Origin of the sequence: Pseudomonas sp. P105, from assembly GCF_032614175.1 — a bacterium.
GTDB classification, from domain to species: domain Bacteria; phylum Pseudomonadota; class Gammaproteobacteria; order Pseudomonadales; family Pseudomonadaceae; genus Aquipseudomonas; species Aquipseudomonas rhizophila.
In genome coordinates this window covers 2,383,996-2,399,504 of record NZ_CP126693.1, presented here as the reverse complement: position 1 = coordinate 2,399,504, position 15,509 = coordinate 2,383,996, and the positions used below count along the sequence as shown (strand labels likewise).

Below are 15,509 nucleotides of genomic sequence, written 5' to 3'. Positions count from 1 at the left end.
TCCCCGGGGTTCAGGTCTCGCCCTTGTGCATAAGGGATGACAAAAGCGAGCGCCAGGACCGATGGATATCTCCATCTGCCACAATGAACTTTCGATAGAGAAAACTGAGCTGATTGCATATGAACTACCCTAAAAACGATATTTGGAACTGGTTGGCTCGCTGATCTTTACCCGATCACATTCGAGAAGAGGCGCCAGACTACTGAGGAAGCCCAAAATTCAATGTAGGATTATTCTGAAAACAACTCAGACAATTCCGTTGCAAAAGCAAGATAAGTCGCATCCCTTCACTGCAATTCAACAGAGCACTGCTGCGAAGGGAGCATCAAGCAAGATCTTTACTCAACCCTCGCAATATTCATTATATGGATTGACAAGATTGACCACTATCTCAAACTTGTCAGAGGGATAATCAACTCCATTAATCTCCACCTCGTACCAAATCCTCCAATAACCAAGATAGGGTCCTGTTCCTCCCGAAACAGGAGGAGGTTCAGGAATATTGCGGATATAGGGATCATAAGGTTGGATGGTCATGGTAAACCCGGCCGTTGGCTCTGGGTCGACAATCGTGTGAGGTATAGTCGAAGTAAAAGCGGTGCCTTGTGCTACCTGAGTGTAACCCGCATCCCTGTATCCTTGCGCACGCAGGGTAACTTTCCGTCCCACTTGAAGGTGCACAGGGTCTCCCTCGATGTTGACTACCGCGCTCCACGTGGTCTGGTCCAGATCATCGCACAGTAGCAAGCCTGGGTTGTCCGTGGTTATTGAAGGAGGGTCCAAGTCAACGACCATTGCATTGTTGATCACCGTTTGGATGAGTGACGGATTTTCATTGACTCCGCCGATGTCCGAAACGAAATATTGAAGGTTATGAGGACCGATTCCGGCGTCGTTGATAACGTCCCAAGACAGAATAATCGTTGCCTCTGTATCGTTATCCTCCGGGAAAGCGCGATCATTCAGTTCCACACCTGCGTACTCAGCCCTAATCATCTGCCCCTTTTTTACGGGCTTATTAGTATCTGTCCACAAGTCAATGGTGATTGTCTGGTTGTCACCATAATCTGCAATCTCAATGATGTTATCCACTGCCGTGCTTGTAACATTAGGCGCATCCAATTTATCATTGGGTTGACCCGGATCAGTGGGGTCAATCGGACCGGCGACATAGAGATTCGAAGAAATATCTACAGATGAGACAGACAGAGTCTCTGTCCCGCGCAACAAAGTAGCTTCAACGCTGACGGGAACGTTGCCTTCGGTTGTAAGCCCGCCCGAATAATAATCATTGAAAATAGTAGCAAAAGGCACAGGAAAAACCAGTTTGGTAAGGCTACCGAAAGCCTTAGTATCTACCAGTGTATTATTCCACGTAAGTTTAATCTCATCTCTATCCTCTATGTGCTCAACCCTTTCCACCTCGACTGTAACGCCACCGGGCTCTGCACAATCTTTCAAATCGATAAGGCGATCGGTCTGAGCCAAAGGAACAATGGGGTCTTCGAGCACTGGCGCTGGTGCAAAAACAATTTTCAAGGGTTGAGCATCTGCCAAAGCGCTCTTGTTCCCAACAGCATCAAAATGCTGATAAAAAAGAAAGTTGGTGCCAGGAGGCAGACTACGCAAAGTCGCCCCTGGCACTTGAAATACACCAGTTTGCGGTAACGTATAAGGGGGAGGATTAACAGGCTCACCCCCATGAGCTTCCGAAAATTCCGTGCTGATATATAAGTAACATATATCCCCCGCTTCCCAACCCTGAGTGCCAACCGTAACTTCCATGACACCGTTGGGGAGGTTGCCGACGTAGGTGTCATCGATGATGTAGGACGGTGGAATGACTGGATTGACGCGTACCACCGGTGGCCGACTCTTTGGTCCGTCAGGGTCCGCTTGGTAGTGGGCCCGTCGGTCAATTACAATTTCTTTCGGATCTGAAGTCCAGAAATTCCCCAAGGGATGCCTCACCCGGTATCGAACCCACCATTCAGAAGGCGTGCCGGCCGGATTGTAATCAGTCAAATTTTCTGTCGGAATACCCGCTATATATTCTGGAGGACGTGCACCGATATCAGTGCCGGCGTCAAACTCATCTACCGTCACCCAAGACGTAGAGATTTCCGTTTGTGCGATTTGAACGGTGACACGATCATCGGGGTGTTGGGTTGCCCAGAGCTTAAGCGTAACCGGCAATTTCTGGCCAGGCAGCAGTTTATCAACATACACGCGCCTGTCGGTGTCACTGACAATAACGCCAGGAAACTCTGGAGGAAGTCCCGCCAGAGGTCCTGATGCTGCACGAGCACTGCGCACACGTTGCCGGTCGATTTCCGCTATTTCCTGTTTCACGTTCATTTCATGCTCTCCACAATAATATCCAGATCCAAACTCACACTATCGAAATCCCCCTACCGCAAAGACTGTTTTAACGGCTAAAAAGCAGCCGATCATTGATCTGAGTGACGAGTGTTCATCAAGGCCCACAAGGTCCAGTCTCGCCGGGCAGATACCGATCGACTTTCACCCGCTTCAACTCGGATTCGCCGATAAACACCCCAGCACTACGGATCTTGTACTGAGCCATCCCACAGCCATAGATCAGGGGTTCAAGATGATTGACCCAAGGAATGGGCGGCAATACAAACCCGTCCGGATTCTCTGCTTCCGCCTTGGTGAGTTCATGGGTAAAGACACCTTCAGTGCCATCAATATAACTTTCAGGCGTGGGATTCAAAGTGCGGTAGGCACGCCAGGTGAGTACACATTCATCCCCTTCCAGGAACCCCTGATACGGAATTCTTATAAAGACCCCATCCCAAATGGGGGGCGTTGTGCCGCAGTTCAAATAACCATTTGTTGTATACAAAAAATCGACATCTTCCAATCTGGGCAGGGGAATGACACTGTGATCGATAAATAACTCTGTCTCTAACGAGGTAAACCAATTGCCGATAGGCTGTATCGATCTAGCTCGGTAATAGAGATAAGCCACACCGTCTCCGGCCCATAAATGGACGGGTAATGGAATCACGAACTCAGTTTCCATGATCGGACCTGGCTTATCTTGATCATAGACAGCGGTCGTCGTACCGTCTCGCCGCCAATAAACCACCAACCTATCAACCTTGCCGATTTGATCGGCATAATTAGGCCATAATGGAACCCGAGCCTGCCCGCCATTCATTAGAATCGAGGCCGGAACTTGTCCACTGGGAGGGACATCATCTACCGGCGGCCCCTCGGGCGCCAGGGTGCCTGGCCCTGCCTCCCCATTACCGGATGTCGACATGACGTCCTCCTACTTAATTGGCTCTTGTAGCGGGCGTGCCGTGTTGAATTAAGTAGATACTCGTTATCCGACCTTGCCTACTGTCAGAACTTACAGGTCAATCGACCGTTTATCGGGTTTTAGTGTTTGAATCAAATAAGACAAGGCGCCCCCTACAGACGGAGTGGTATCAGTCTTTATCTGCACCCGCGCAACGATAAGCCCGTAGTCAGGTATGGCGGACGCACATTAACTGCGCGGCACACAAGGCAATCCGCTGACAGGCCTGCGTCAGTTTCTGCTGATCAACCACCAACCCGATGCGTATGTGCCCCGCGGCACTGGGCCCGAACGCCTCGCCCGCCAGCACCGACACGCCATGGCCGTCGAGCAGGCGCTCGGCGAATGCCTGGGCGCCCAGGCCGGTGCCACGCACATCGACCATCACGAACATGCCGCCATCGGGCCGCACGGGTTTCAGGCCCGGACAGCCCTCAAGCGCGGCGCACACCAGGTCCCGACGCTGGCGATACTCCTGGTGCATCTGCGCCACTTCTGGCAAGTCCTGCTCCAGCGCCACCTGGGCCGCCCGCTGGACGAAATCCGGCAGGCCGAACAACATGCACAACGACAGGTTGGCCAGATGTTCAGCCAGAGGTTCGGGACCGAGCACCCAGCCGATGCGCCAACCGGTCATGGCGTGGGATTTGGACAGGCTGTTGATCGTCGCGGTGCGCTCGGCCATGCCCGGCAGGCTGGCCGGGCTGATGTGTTCGCCTTCGTACAGCAGGTCGCTGTAGACCTCATCGCTGATCAGCCACAGATCATGTTCGATGCACAACTGCGCCAATGCTTGCCAGGTGGACAGCGGCAGGCTGGCGCCGGACGGGTTGTTCGGGCTGTTGAGCAGCATCGCCCGGGTACGGGGGGTAATCAGCCGGGCGACGTCGGTCGGGTCAACCCGAAAAGCGTTTTCCGGGCGCACCGCCACCGGCAGCACTTTCGCCCCGCAGGCGCCAAACACGGCTTCGTAGGTGACATACATCGGTTCGGCGATGATCACTTCATCACCGGGGTTGAGCAGACATTGCGCGACCGCATAGACCCCACACTGCGCCCCCGGCAACACGGTGACATGCTCGGCGCCTACCGGCTGGCCACAACGCTGGCGATGGCGCCGGGCAATGCTGGCGCGCAGGGTGTGCACGCCGCGCACGTCCGAATAATGCGTGTCTCCGGCGCGCAGGCTGGTCACAGCGGCGTCGGTGATGGCGCGAGGGGTGTCGAAATCCGGGTCGCCCACCGATAACAGCAATACATCCATGCCCTGCTCGCGCATGGCCAACGCTCGGTCGTGGATCTGCCACGCGGCGGCGCCGTCGCCGGTGATGCGGCGGGTCAAATCTGAAAAGCGCATGTACCACTCCTGTTTTGCGCGAAGTCCAGCCTCAACCCTATCTCAAATTCAACGCCGTGGGAGCAAAGCTTGCTCGCGATATGGGCGACTCGATTCCTGGGAGACCGCAGCGCCTGTATCGCGGGCAAGCCTTGCTCCCACAGGTCTATCGGGCGGCCACTCGCCAAAGCCGGGCGATGTCCCGGGCTCGTTCAGTCAGCAGCCGTGGCGCGTCGCCACAGGCCTCTTGCAGGGTCATCGGCCCGCTGACCAGGGCAAAGGCTGCTTCGATGCCGTGCTCATACAGCGCCTGATAACCCTCCCCCAGCGTGCCGGCGATGACCACCACGGGTACGCCATGCTGGCGGGCGATGCGCGCCACGCCAAAGGGGGTCTTGCCACGCAAGGTCTGGGCGTCGAAACGGCCTTCGCCGGTGATCACCAGGTCAGCGCCGTTGATCGCCTCGGCCAGCCCGGTCAACTGGGCGACGACGTCCACGCCGGTGCGAAAGTGCGCGCCCAGAAACGCCTTGGCGGCAAACCCCAGCCCTCCGGCGGCGCCGCTGCCCGGTTCGTCGCGTACATCCTTGTTCAACGCCTGGGCACAGTGTTCAGCGAAATGCCCCAACGCCTGGTCCAGTTGCTGTACCTGCTCAGGGGATGCCCCTTTCTGCGGGCCGAAAATCGCTGAAGCGCCGTGAGGTCCGCACAACGGGTTATCGACATCAGCGGCAATCTCGAAACTGACCTGGGCCAAGCGCGGGTCCATCTTGCTCAAATCGATGCGGGCCAGTTCAGCCAAAGCCAGGCCGCCCGGTGGAAGCGGTCGGTTGTGTTCATCCAGCAGCACCACGCCCAGGGCCTGCATCGCGCCGGCACCGCCGTCGTTGGTGGCGCTGCCGCCGATGGCCAGGATCACGCGCCCGGCGCCTTCGTCCAGGGCGGCGCGAATCAGCTCGCCGGTGCCGTAGGTGCTGCTGGAACAGGCGTCACGTTGCCCAGGAGGTACCAGCTGCAAGCCGCTGGCCTCGGCCATCTCAATGATCGCGGTGCGGCTGTCGGGCAACCAGCCCCAACGCGCTTCGACCCTGCCCCCCAACGGACCTCTCACCCAACTGCACCGCCACTGCCCGTTGCAGGCCGCCAGCACCGACTCCACCGTGCCCTCCCCGCCGTCGGCCATCGGGCACTTGATCAACTGCGCATCCGGCCAGACCTGGGCCAGGCCTTGGGCGACAGCATCGGCCACGCCCTGGGCGCTCAGGCTGTCCTTGAACGAGTCGGGGGCGATGACTATTTTCATACTTATTCTCCGGTTCCAGTGCACGGCACGGCAGTTGAGCGCAATTGTTCAAGTTCACGCAATCGGGTTGCCATCGACACCGTTGTCGAGGCTGATGGCATCATCGCGAGCAGGCTCGCTCCCACAGGGATCCGGGCTAGCTGAAACCTGTGGCCCAGGCAGATCAGTGTGGGAGCGAGCCTGCTCGCGATAGCGGTCTGCCTGTCAAATCTCTATCGAGTGCGTGGGTTGTTGTCGGGAGTGTAAGGGGTCGAGCGTGGCCTGCGATCTTTTCGTTTGCCACGCCCGGTTGTTCTGGGGTTTGATTGGGCCTTTCCCATCGATAAAAGGACCTTGTCATGAGCTACCGCACGCTAGGCCATTCCGGGTTGCAAGTCTCGACATTGACTCTGGGCACCATGATGTTCGGCGAACAGACCAGCACCGAGGATTCACTGCGGATCATCGACAAGGCCTGGGACCAGGGCATCAATTTCATCGACACCGCAGACGTCTACACCAACGGTCGTTCCGAAGAGATCGTCGGCGAGGCGATTGCCAGTCACCGTCATGAATGGGTGCTGGCCACCAAGGTCGGCTTCGGCCCGCCGGATGGTGTCCCCAACCGCAGCGGCCTGAGTCGCAAGCATATTTTCAATGGCATCGAGGCCAGCCTGACGCGCCTGGGCACCGATTACCTGGACATCTATTACCTGCACCGCGAAGACCACAACACCCCGCTTGAGGTCACGGTGTCGGCCATCGGTGACTTGATTCGTCAGGGCAAGATCCGCTACTGGGGCCTGTCGAACTACCGTGGCTGGCGCATCGCCGAGGTGATTCGAATCGCCGACCGCCTGGGCATCGACCGGCCGGTAATCAGCCAACCGCTGTACAACATCGTCAATCGCCAGGCCGAAACCGAGCAGATCACCGCCGCGCAGAACTATGGCCTCGGCGTGGTGCCTTTCAGCCCCCTCGCCCGCGGGGTGCTCAGTGGCAAGTACGCACCGGACGTGGCACCGGACGCCAACAGTCGCGCCGGTCGCCAGGACAAACGCATCCTGGAAACCGAATGGCGGGTCGAGTCCCTGCGCATCGCCCAACAGATCCAGCAATACACCCAGGAACGCGGCGTGGGCATTGTCGAGTTCGCCATTGCCTGGGTGCTGAACAACCGCGCCGTCACCTCGGCCATCGTCGGACCGCGCACCGAGGAACAATGGGATGGCTACACCAAGGCGCAGTCGGTGACGATCACGGCCGAAGATGAAGCCTTCATCGATTCGCTGGTGACACCGGGGCATGCCTCGACGCCAGGCTTCAATGACGTGGGCCACTTCGTACCGGGGCGGGTGGCGCGTACGTCATAACTTCGTCGACTCCGACGAACACTGTGGGAGCATGGCTTGCCCGCGATGGCCGCGCTGCGGTTCAAGGGCTGAACCGCGTTATCGTTCATCGCGGGCAAGCCTTGCTCCCACAGGCCATGCACCACAGATAAATTTTCCAGTCACAAGTCCGGGTGTCGATGATCACCCTCATGAGAACCACTGTGTCCAAAGGCATCGTTCTATCGGTCTCAGCCTCCGTGCTGTTCGCCGTCATGTATTACTACACCTCCCTGCTCTCGCCGCTGACCGGCGTGGAAATCTTCGGTTGGCGCATGCTGCTGACGATGCCCTGCATGACGGTGTTCATGCTGGTGGCAAAGGAGTGGAATCTGGTAACGGCGCTCGGTCGGCGCCTGATCGCCGCGCCGCGCCTGTTGCTCGGTGCCATGGCGTCTTCGGCGTTGATGGGCGCGCAGTTGTGGCTGTTCATGTGGGCCCCCCTCAACGGCTACAGCCTGGACGTGTCACTGGGGTATTTTTTGTTGCCGCTGTCGATGGTTCTGACCGGGCGCCTCGTCTATGGCGAGCGCCTGTCCTACCTGCAGAAAATCGCCGTGTTCTTCGCCACCCTCGGCGTGGTCAACGAGTTGTACCAGGTGGGTGGGTTTTCCTGGGCGACACTGCTGGTGGTGGTGGGTTATCCGATCTACTTCATCCTGCGCAAACGCCTGGGGACTGACAACCTGGGCGGGTTGTGGCTGGACATGACCCTGATGCTGCCGTTGGCGCTCTGGTTCGTACAAAGCGGGGAGCAAGGTTTCGCTGTTTTCGACCAGTACCCTTGGCTGTCGCTGCTGATCCCGTTGCTCGGGGTGATCAGTGCTTCGGCGCTGGTGGCCTACATCGTTGCCAGCCGGTTGCTGCCGTTCAGCCTGTTCGGGCTGTTGAGCTATGTCGAACCAGTGTTGCTGCTGGGCGTTGCCTTGCTGCTGGGAGAAAGCATCCAGGCCAGTGAATGGCTGACCTACATTCCCATCTGGCTGGCCGTGGCAGTGCTGGTGTTCGAAGGATTCAAGCATCTGATGCGCCAGCGACGCCGGACCTGAAACTTACACGGCCCTTGTGGGGGCGAGCCTGCTCGCGATATCAACTGCACATTCAACATTGATGTATCTGACAGGTCGCGATCGCGAGCAGGCTCGCTCCCACATTGAGATCTGCTGGCCAATAAAAAACCCGTACGGCAGTTACGCCGCACGGGTTGTCTGTTGCCTCAGCTCTTACTCAGTAGCCAACACACCACGCCGCACCTGGTCACGCTCGATGGACTCGAACAACGCCTTGAAGTTGCCTTCGCCGAAGCCATCGTCGCCCTTGCGCTGGATGAACTCGAAGAACACCGGCCCCATCAGGGTTTCCGAGAAAATCTGCAACAGCAGACGCTTGTCGCCCTGTTCGGAAGCGCCGTCCAGCAAAATGCCCCGCGCTTGCAGTTCATCCACCGGCTCGCCGTGGTTCGGCAGGCGGCCTTCGAGCATTTCGTAGTAGGTGTCCGGCGGCGCGGTCATGAAGCGCATGCCGATGCTTTTGAGCTGGTCCCAGGTCTTGATCAGGTCATCGGTCAGGAAGGCCACGTGCTGGATGCCTTCACCGTTGAACTGCATCAGAAACTCTTCGATCTGCCCGGCGCCCTTGGACGATTCCTCGTTCAGCGGGATGCGGATCATGCCATCCGGGGCGGTCATGGCCTTGGAGGTCAGGCCGGTGTATTCGCCCTTGATGTCGAAGTAACGGATCTCGCGGAAGTTGAACAGCTTCTCGTAGAAGCCGGCCCAATAGGCCATGCGCCCGCGATACACGTTGTGGGTCAGGTGGTCGATGATTTTCAGGCCCGCGCCCACCGGGTTGCGGTCAACGCCTTCGAGGAACACGAAGTCGATGTCGTAGATCGAACTGCCTTCACCAAAACGGTCGATCAGGTACAGCGGCGCGCCGCCGATGCCTTTGATTGCCGGCAGGTTCAGCTCCATCGGACCGGTTTCGATGTGAATCGGCTGGGCGCCGAGTTCCAGGGCGCGCTTGTAGGCCTGTTGCGAATCCTTGACCCGGAATGCCATGCCGCACACCGACGGCCCATGTTCGGCGGCGAAGTACGAGGCCACGCTGTGGGGCTCGTTGTTGAGGATCAGGTTGATCGCGCCCTGGCGATACAGGTGCACGTCCTTGGAGCGGTGGCTGGCCACTTTGGTGAAGCCCATGATCTCGAAGATCGGCTCCAGGGTGTTGGGTGTCGGGGATGCGAATTCGATGAATTCAAAGCCCATCAGGCCCATCGGGTTTTCGTATAGATCTGCCATGTTGGCGCCTCATCATGCTTATCAATTAACGGAGCGTTAGTTGCCGGCCATGCTGAGGGCACGCGGTGGCGCGCAGGAAATGCCGCGAACGGTGCGGGCGAGGAAATCGCCGTAGATCAGTTGAAACCCGAATATCTTCATTGTCGACCCAAGGCTCTTGCGGGCGAGGCTTCTGCTGCCAGAAGACGTTTATTCTTATATGCGTAACTCGATTCTACACAGCGTAACCACGTTTGTCCGCCTTCGGTATCAAATCGTCTTTTGCGGCGACCGCGCAAGGGGTTTGTTGCACAGGAAAATCCCCGTCAGGATCAGCCCCGCACCTACACCCATCAAGACGGTGAGCCGCTCGTCCAACAGCAGCGCCCCGAACAGCACGGCGGTCAACGGGTTAAGTGCGATGAACACGCCGGAACGGGTCGCGCCAATCCGACGGATGCCGTCGTACCAGGCAATATAGGCCAACGCCGATCCCAGCACGCCCAAGTACAGCAAGCTCAACCATTGCCGAATGTCCAGCCCGCGCAAAGCTTCAACGCCAACTTCGCCTGCGGCCGCGCAGGCTAGCCACAACATCAAGGTGCCCAGCAGAATCGACCAGGTCACGGTTTGCAAAGGCCCGAGGCTTTCATTCAGCTTTTTGGAAAACAAGGAATAGACGCCCCAGCCCAGCACGCAGCCAAAAATCAGCAGATCGCCCAGCCAGCCCTGCCCTGCACTCTGCAGCAAGGACGGATCGCGGCTGACGATCACCAGCCCCGCCCCGCCGATACACAGCACAATGCCCGCAACTTTCGCCCGGCTCAGCCGTTCCTTGAACAGCCACCAGGACGCCAGCCCTATCACCGCCGGATTCAAGGCCACGATCAACGAGGCCCGCGACGCATTGATGTACTGCAAGCCATAGAAGAAACACAGGTTGTAGAAAAAGATCCCGAAGAACCCCAGCGCCGCCAATTGCAGCCCTTGTTTCAGGCTGGGCCTGGCCAGCGGGATCCCGGCCAGGCCGAGAAACAGCAACAGCGCGAGACTGGCCAACAGAAACCGCAGGCTGGCAGCGAGCAGCGGTGCCAGGGCATCGGAAAGGATCCTCCCGGCAACGAAGGTGCCGCCCCAGATCATGGTGACCATGGCCAGTTTCAGGTACACCGGCAGGTCCGAAGGGGCTGGAACGGATTGTTCGAGGGTTTTCATGGTTTCACCACATTGAAATAAAACGACTACCCGTGGCGAGGGAGCTTGCTCCCGCTGGGCTGCGTAGCGGCCCCTTTTGTGAGCGCTGCGCACTCAAGCGGGAGCAAGCTCCCTCGCCACAGGAAAGTGCGCTTGAGATACTCTATTGTTCGCCTCATGCTTGATCATCGTAAAATGAGCATTCCCTCATGACCCTCACCCAACTCGAAATCTTCTCCCAGGTCGCCGAGCTACGCGGTTTCACCGCCGCGGCGACGCGGTTGGGCATCAGCCAGTCAGCGGTGTCCCACGCCATCAAATCGCTGGAGCAGGAGTTGGGCGTGGAGCTGTTCAGACGTCATCAGACCCTCATCGAACCCAGCGACATTGGCCGGCAGTTGCTGCTGCGCGCCCGGGCCATGCTCGGGCTGGCCAATACCCTGCGCCAGGAAGCCGCCGATGCGCGGGGCATGCGCCGAGGCACCCTGCGCATCGGCTCGTTCGGTCCGACTTCGTCGATGAAGTTGTTGCCCGCCATCCTGCAACGTTACCGGGCTCTGCATCCGGGGATCGAAGTGCACATCGACGAAGGGCCGGACCGGCAAGTCATCCAGTGGCTGGATGAACGGCGGATCGACGTCGGTTTCGTGGTGCTGCCCGAAGACCGTTTCGACACGTTCGCGCTGATGCAAGACCAGATGGTCGCCGTGCTGCCCACCGCCCATCCCCTCGCTGCCCAAGCCAGCCTGAGCCTCAAGGACCTGTGCAACGACCCGTTCGTGCTCACCGAGGCCGGTTCTTCTGAACTGGTTTCGCGCCTGTTCAACGCAGCCCGGCTCACACCGAACGTGCGCTATCGTTGTTCGCAGCTGCTCAGTACCCTGGATGTCGTCAGCCGCGGCGAGGCCGTGACCCTGGTGTCCGAAGGTTCGCTGCCGGGCGGCGACAACCCACGGTTCGTCACGCGGCCATTGTCGCCGCAGGTTCCGCGTCAGATAGGCCTGGCGGTACTGGACAGCCGACAGGCCTCGCCCGCCACCCTGGCGTTTATCGAGCTGGCGAGGCAGTCAGTCTGATCACCCGCAACCGGATACACTATCGAAGCTGTTCCTCAAGCCCTCACAGGTTATGCAGATGCCATTGACCGCCACTCGTTTGCGCAAGCGGCCCCGTCGCAACCTGATCACGCTGCTCTGCGGCGTGCTGCCGATACTGTCAGGGCTGGGCATTCTGTACCTGCAGGCCGAACGGACACTGGAGCAACAGAGCCGACAGACCAGCGAAGAGTTGATCGGGCAGATCGAACTGATGCTCGACAACACCGCCCTGGCGGCGCGCGAACTGCTGCCTCTGGCCGGCCAGCCCTGCGAAGCGGTGAAACTGGCCTTGCGCGAACAGGTGACGCGTCGCCCATTCGTCCGTTCGACCAACCTGGTGTGGGACAACATCCTCTATTGCAGTTCGCTGTTTGGCGCCTTCGAGGAAACGGTTGATCCGAACGCCTACCATCAGGGTACGTTGTGGCTCATGAACGGCAACCCCATCACCCCCGACACCGCGCTGCTGATCTACCGGCTCAATGAAGGGCAACAAGGGGCATTGGCAACGCTGGACGGTTATCACCTGGCCAATGTCTTGCGTCTGATCGGCGGCGAAACCCGGTTGTTGCTGCAAGTCGGGCCAAACTGGCTGACCGCGGACGGGAAGGTCCGACCAGCGCCCCTGCCCGCGCTGCCGGTCGCCCGCAGCAACCTGACCTCATCGCGCTATGCCTTCAATGTTGAAGCCGGCTTCGATGAGGGGGAAATCTGGCGCTACATGGCCCGTGAGTATCCGCCGCTGTTCAGCCTGCTGATCTTCTTCGGTGTCATCGCCGGAACGCTCGGCCATTGGCTGCAAAAACGCGCCTCATCCCCCAGCCATGAGCTGCAACGCGCGCTTGAGGCCGGGGAGTTCGTGCCGTATCTGCAACCGGTCGTGCAGGGCGACAGCAAACGTTGGGCCGGGGTCGAAGTGCTGATGCGCTGGAACCATCCCAAGGAAGGCCTGGTGCGGCCGGACCTGTTCATTCCCTTTGCTGAACACAGCGGCTTGATCGTGCCGATGACCCGGACATTGATGCAGCAAACGATGCGCTTGCTATCGCCCTTGGTCCCGCAACTGGAAAGTCCTTTTCACGTCGGCATCAACATCACCGCTCGCCACTGTCAGAGTCTGGAACTGGTACAAGATTGCCGCGAGTTCCTGGAGGCCTTCCCACCGGGGGTCATTACCTTGGTGCTGGAACTGACCGAGCGCGAGCTGATCGAACCGACACCCACCACTCACCAGCTGTTCCAGCACCTGCGTGAACTGGGGGTGAAGATCGCAATCGACGACTTCGGCACCGGTCATTCCAGCCTGGGCTACTTGCGCCAGTTCAACGTGGACTTCCTGAAAATCGACCAGAGCTTTGTTGCCATGATCGGCGTCGATGCCCTGTCGCGGCACATCCTTGACAGCATCATCGAACTGTCGGGCAAGCTGGACTTGGGTATCGTTGCCGAGGGGGTCGAAACCGTTGAACAAAGCAACTATCTGGCCGCTCACGGGGTGAACTTTTTGCAGGGTTATCTATTTGGTCGCCCGATGAGTGGCGCGGATTTCATTGCGGCGGTGTCCGTCATTGAAAGCCCTGGTGCTACGTCCCTCCACGGACAACCACAGTCGGACTGATAAAATTCGCATTCCTTGTTACATAACGAAAAAGTTACGATTTACACCCGTGGGTTTCACTACTACAATTTTTTTACCTGTGGCTAATAGCAGGAGCGTCATTATCACCGAGTCGCTTCAAGGCACTTGGCTTATAGCTTTGTTTGCGGTTGGTATCAGCCAAATATTCTGATTGGAGTAACGATATTGTCCAGACTCGCTGAATTTCGTAGAGCAGAACAGGACCTTCAAGAGCGGCTCAAGCAGCTGGAAAAGCTGAAGAATGATGCCGGGCTCAAGAAAGAAATCGAATTCGAAGAGAAGCTCCAGGGACTGATGAAAACCTACGGCAAGAGCCTGCGCGACGTCATCGCGATTCTCGACCCGAACCCGGCCAAGGGGGGCCTGCCATCGACCAAGCCTGTCAAAACCCGCCGTGCGCGAGTGGTCAAGGTGTACCAGAACCCGCACACAGGTGAACTGATCGAAACCAAAGGCGGCAACCATCGAGGCCTGAAAGCCTGGAAAGAACAGTACGGTGCAAAAACCGTTGACGCCTGGTTGCGCAGCTGAGAAAGCTGGCCGAATGAAAAAAACCCTGAGCCTGCTCAGGGTTTTTTATGGGGCAGGATTTCTGGATTAAGTAGTTCTAATACCGAGGGCTTTATAGTTTCAGGCTATTTCGTACCGACTGTATTTCATCCTGGTTTTCTACAAACTCCTGAGCCTGCCCCGCATAGGACAGCACATTAGCCCTGCCCTCCTTTAGTGCAGCGACGAGTGTCTGAGATAACACGTGCCGACCGTTTTGCGTGATCGTGCAAGTGGTCTCGAGTGCGGCAACGTCGCCCAACATCGAAGAATGAATCTTATTACAGACACTTTGATAACCGCTCTGATAAAAGTCCTTTTGAATTGATTTGCGCATTTCCAGTAACACGCCTTGCAAGTTGACTTGATGACCCGGCTCGATGGGCGTCGTGGTCAGTTCCATGACCATCACCGCCGTGCCCGCTGAATCACTCTTTGTCGCCCGTTGCCGGGTCGTTCCCGGCGCTGCCGACGAGGTGCCAGCATCAGAGGGCAATGGTTCGATGACCCAGCCTGGGGGCCAGGCGACCTGCGGTTCGGCGGCCTGGACAGCGACATTTGCCATCGCGGCCAGCAGCAGGACAAACAGCGAAAGGAACGGTCGAATCATTGCATTGCACTCAAGGACGATTCGTAAAGTCTGAAGCCCGCCGCCCAGGCAAGCAATAGCCAGAGGCGTTTGGCGATGCCGCGCCCCTTGCGTATCATGGGTGCACCTGCAAGGAAGCCGTTTAGCGCAAGCCCAGGACCGTCGCAGCAAAGTTGCGATGCCGTTTGCCCCACTTATTTTCCGGAGGGCCCATGAGCCTGCACGAACTCAACACTTTCCCTGGCGTCACCGCCCAACCCGATACCGCCACGGCCAAATTCGTCTTCAACCACACCATGCTGCGGGTCAAGGACATCACCAAGTCCCTGGATTTCTACACTCGGGTGTTGGGTTTTTCCCTGGTGGAAAAACGCGATTTCCCGGAAGCCGAATTCAGCCTGTACTTCCTCGCCTTGGTGGACAAGAGCCAGATTCCGGCCGACGCTGCACAGCGCACCGAATGGATGAAATCCATCCCCGGCATCCTGGAGCTGACCCACAACCACGGCACCGAAAGCGACCCGGCGTTCGCCTACCACAACGGCAACACTGACCCACGCGGGTTCGGCCACATCTGCATCTCGGTCCCGGACATCGTCGCCGCTTGCGAGCGCTTCGAAGCGCTGGGCTGCGACTTCCAGAAGCGCCTGAACGACGGTCGCATGAAAAGCCTGGCGTTCATCAAAGACCCGGATGGCTACTGGGTTGAAATCATCCAGCCCGCGCCGCTGTAAGCGCCACCGTAGGGTGTGTGGGCAATAAAAATCCCACAGCCCCCTGTGGGAGCGAGCCTGCTCGCGATAGCGCAGCGCATTCAACATT

General features: G+C 58.3%; 13 protein-coding genes. 6 read left to right on the top strand and 7 right to left on the bottom strand.

Annotated features, from left to right (window positions below; genetic code table 11):
- Positions 1-342: 342 nt before the first annotated feature.
- The 4 genes from QOM08_RS10920 to QOM08_RS10905 all read right to left on the bottom strand — a co-directional run bounded on the left by QOM08_RS10920 (position 343) and on the right by QOM08_RS10905 (position 5,970).
- Positions 343-2,358 carry a hypothetical protein gene (locus QOM08_RS10920; protein WP_310662990.1) on the bottom strand — a complete coding sequence of 672 codons (2,016 nt, stop codon included), beginning with the start codon at positions 2,356-2,358 and terminating at the stop codon, positions 343-345.
- 118 nt (positions 2,359-2,476) lie between these two features.
- On the bottom strand, positions 2,477-3,292 hold the full coding sequence (locus QOM08_RS10915) for a hypothetical protein (protein ID WP_310662989.1): 816 nt from the start codon (positions 3,290-3,292) through the stop codon (positions 2,477-2,479).
- Positions 3,293-3,500: 208 nt separating this feature from the next.
- Positions 3,501-4,688 carry a pyridoxal phosphate-dependent aminotransferase gene (locus tag QOM08_RS10910; RefSeq protein ID WP_310662988.1) on the bottom strand — a complete coding sequence of 396 codons (1,188 nt, stop codon included), beginning with the start codon at positions 4,686-4,688 and terminating at the stop codon, positions 3,501-3,503.
- 145 nt (positions 4,689-4,833) lie between these two features.
- Positions 4,834-5,970 (bottom strand): glycerate kinase, encoded by a 1,137-nt coding sequence (locus QOM08_RS10905; RefSeq protein WP_310662987.1) that lies wholly within the window; start codon positions 5,968-5,970, stop codon positions 4,834-4,836.
- A gap of 338 nt (positions 5,971-6,308) precedes the next feature.
- Here QOM08_RS10905 and QOM08_RS10900 point away from each other — a divergent pair, with 338 nt between their 5' ends.
- Complete coding sequence (locus QOM08_RS10900; RefSeq protein WP_076385320.1) at positions 6,309-7,322, top strand: aldo/keto reductase; 1,014 nt, start codon at positions 6,309-6,311, stop codon at positions 7,320-7,322.
- 182 nt (positions 7,323-7,504) lie between these two features.
- Positions 7,505-8,389: an EamA family transporter RarD gene (gene rarD / locus QOM08_RS10895; protein WP_139050620.1), complete on the top strand. Its 885-nt coding sequence runs from the start codon at positions 7,505-7,507 to the stop codon at positions 8,387-8,389.
- A 174-nt stretch (positions 8,390-8,563) separates the two neighbouring features.
- Here rarD and hppD read toward each other — a convergent pair whose 3' ends face one another.
- Both hppD and QOM08_RS10885 read right to left on the bottom strand, forming a co-directional pair.
- Entirely contained in the window at positions 8,564-9,640 is a 1,077-nt protein-coding gene (hppD, locus tag QOM08_RS10890; RefSeq protein WP_047227629.1) for a 4-hydroxyphenylpyruvate dioxygenase, read from the bottom strand.
- A gap of 249 nt (positions 9,641-9,889) precedes the next feature.
- Positions 9,890-10,834, bottom strand: coding sequence for a DMT family transporter (locus QOM08_RS10885; protein WP_310662986.1), 945 nt, complete (start codon positions 10,832-10,834; stop codon positions 9,890-9,892).
- Positions 10,835-11,022: 188 nt separating this feature from the next.
- Here QOM08_RS10885 and QOM08_RS10880 point away from each other — a divergent pair, with 188 nt between their 5' ends.
- The 3 genes from QOM08_RS10880 (at position 11,023) to QOM08_RS10870 (ending at position 14,080) form a co-directional block, all read left to right on the top strand.
- The gene (locus tag QOM08_RS10880; protein WP_076385324.1) at positions 11,023-11,889 is read left to right on the top strand and encodes a LysR family transcriptional regulator; all 867 of its coding nucleotides are present in this window, start codon (positions 11,023-11,025) and stop codon (positions 11,887-11,889) included.
- A gap of 58 nt (positions 11,890-11,947) precedes the next feature.
- Positions 11,948-13,528 carry an EAL domain-containing protein gene (locus QOM08_RS10875; protein WP_310662985.1) on the top strand — a complete coding sequence of 527 codons (1,581 nt, stop codon included), beginning with the start codon at positions 11,948-11,950 and terminating at the stop codon, positions 13,526-13,528.
- A gap of 186 nt (positions 13,529-13,714) precedes the next feature.
- Positions 13,715-14,080: a histone-like nucleoid-structuring protein, MvaT/MvaU family gene (locus tag QOM08_RS10870; RefSeq protein WP_188252367.1), complete on the top strand. Its 366-nt coding sequence runs from the start codon at positions 13,715-13,717 to the stop codon at positions 14,078-14,080.
- A gap of 91 nt (positions 14,081-14,171) precedes the next feature.
- Here the strand turns inward: QOM08_RS10870 and QOM08_RS10865 are convergent, their stop codons facing one another.
- Positions 14,172-14,708 carry a DUF4946 domain-containing protein gene (locus QOM08_RS10865; RefSeq protein ID WP_047227633.1) on the bottom strand — a complete coding sequence of 179 codons (537 nt, stop codon included), beginning with the start codon at positions 14,706-14,708 and terminating at the stop codon, positions 14,172-14,174.
- A gap of 191 nt (positions 14,709-14,899) precedes the next feature.
- Between QOM08_RS10865 and gloA the strand changes: the two genes are divergently transcribed.
- Positions 14,900-15,421: a lactoylglutathione lyase gene (gene gloA, locus QOM08_RS10860; protein ID WP_047227634.1), complete on the top strand. Its 522-nt coding sequence runs from the start codon at positions 14,900-14,902 to the stop codon at positions 15,419-15,421.
- Positions 15,422-15,509: the final 88 nt, after the last annotated feature.

Coding starts and splice junctions, on each gene's coding strand:
- QOM08_RS10920 (WP_310662990.1), bottom strand. CDS start 2,358: ATGAACGTGAAACAGGAAATAGCGGAAATCGACCGGCAACGTGTGCGC.
- QOM08_RS10915 (WP_310662989.1), bottom strand. CDS start 3,292: ATGTCGACATCCGGTAATGGGGAGGCAGGGCCAGGCACCCTGGCGCCC.
- QOM08_RS10910 (WP_310662988.1), bottom strand. CDS start 4,688: ATGCGCTTTTCAGATTTGACCCGCCGCATCACCGGCGACGGCGCCGCC.
- QOM08_RS10905 (WP_310662987.1), bottom strand. CDS start 5,970: ATGAAAATAGTCATCGCCCCCGACTCGTTCAAGGACAGCCTGAGCGCC.
- QOM08_RS10900 (WP_076385320.1), top strand. CDS start 6,309: ATGAGCTACCGCACGCTAGGCCATTCCGGGTTGCAAGTCTCGACATTG.
- hppD (WP_047227629.1), bottom strand. CDS start 9,640: ATGGCAGATCTATACGAAAACCCGATGGGCCTGATGGGCTTTGAATTC.
- QOM08_RS10885 (WP_310662986.1), bottom strand. CDS start 10,834: ATGAAAACCCTCGAACAATCCGTTCCAGCCCCTTCGGACCTGCCGGTG.
- QOM08_RS10880 (WP_076385324.1), top strand. CDS start 11,023: ATGACCCTCACCCAACTCGAAATCTTCTCCCAGGTCGCCGAGCTACGC.
- QOM08_RS10875 (WP_310662985.1), top strand. CDS start 11,948: ATGCCATTGACCGCCACTCGTTTGCGCAAGCGGCCCCGTCGCAACCTG.
- QOM08_RS10865 (WP_047227633.1), bottom strand. CDS start 14,708: ATGATTCGACCGTTCCTTTCGCTGTTTGTCCTGCTGCTGGCCGCGATG.
- gloA (WP_047227634.1), top strand. CDS start 14,900: ATGAGCCTGCACGAACTCAACACTTTCCCTGGCGTCACCGCCCAACCC.